This is a genomic window from Granulicella aggregans (assembly GCF_014203275.1).
In the GTDB taxonomy this organism is placed as follows: Bacteria; Acidobacteriota; Terriglobia; order Terriglobales; family Acidobacteriaceae; genus Edaphobacter.
Genome location: NZ_JACHIP010000082.1, coordinates 1 through 1,097 on the forward strand (window position 1 = coordinate 1; position 1,097 = coordinate 1,097).

1 protein-coding gene is annotated in these 1,097 nt (G+C 54.1%); it reads right to left on the minus strand.

Annotated elements, in window-relative coordinates; genetic code table 11:
• Window positions 1–570: 570 nt before the first annotated feature.
• Window positions 571–1,097 (minus strand): hypothetical protein (locus tag HDF16_RS30145; protein ID WP_221313437.1); only part of this gene is annotated, 527 nt, incomplete at its 5' end.

Here is a 1,097-nt window from a genome sequence, read left to right on the forward strand (position 1 = left end):
TTTATACCCAAATCGAATCTCTCGCTCTCTCCGGGCGATTTTTGGGGATTTCAACTAAAGGACAGAAGCTGGGCGTGTGGGAGAGTCTTGCAGCTACGTACCAGCGGGCCGAACAGCCGTATGTGGTTTTTCGGGGCACTCCTGGACTGGAACAGAAAGACCAGACCAACCGATGACTCTATAGCTGGTGCAAAAGCCATCCGCCAAGGAACGATGCACATCGATGCGATCCGGAGGACTGGCCTTCAGATAGAAGGAACTCGCCCTTTGACTTTGGATAATATTGAACCATGGCTATGCATCAACGGGAACGATGTGCAAAGGGGTTACGAGTATGTTCGAGCTTGGCGGCGTGAGGATAACGAGCATCTGCCGACGTTCGCATATTGGCAAGATCTTTACATTTGGGCTTTTGCAAACCATCACTTTCTAGGAGCGTTGCCCGCAGACGATGAGCTTCCAGTTTTGCCAACGGCTGAGTGACTCGCGCAAAAACGGGGTTTGCGGAAACTACGCGACCGGGATGCCGATGGACGGACCTTGTTTCCCATGACATGGATCTGCTTGGGGCTAGACGTGGATGGCCTGAGTCTTGTTCTTAAGGAAGCGAGCTGCGAGTAGTGCAGCAGAAAACAACCCCGAATAGAAGCCCCCGACCTGCCACGCCGCCTCTTTCGATGCAGGTTGCCCCGGGTAGGCGAACCACTCAAAGATCATGAAGCCTGCGTAGAGACAGAGGTTCATCAAGGCGAGTGCATAGCCGCACCTCGAATGTCGACCATGTAGGAGGACGAGGCTGGCGATCAGAATACACGGAAGTACGAAAAGCGCCCATCCGAGACGCGGTTCCCAACTAGGAAACGCGGAGTTTCTATCGAGAGTGGTCGCCGCTGCGCTGTAAGCTTCTAACGCCCCGATGAGGAGCAGGTAGAGGATGCTGATGACCCCTCCAGCCTGCAGCTTGCGAACGGTATGCGGGTTATTCTCCATTGCGTCCCCTTGGCTATGATCGCCGCCAAGTCTCATGAAGACAATACCTAAGCCAGTTCGCGTAGAACGGTGATTGCGGAAGTTTCGTGGCGATGTTGCCGCAAACA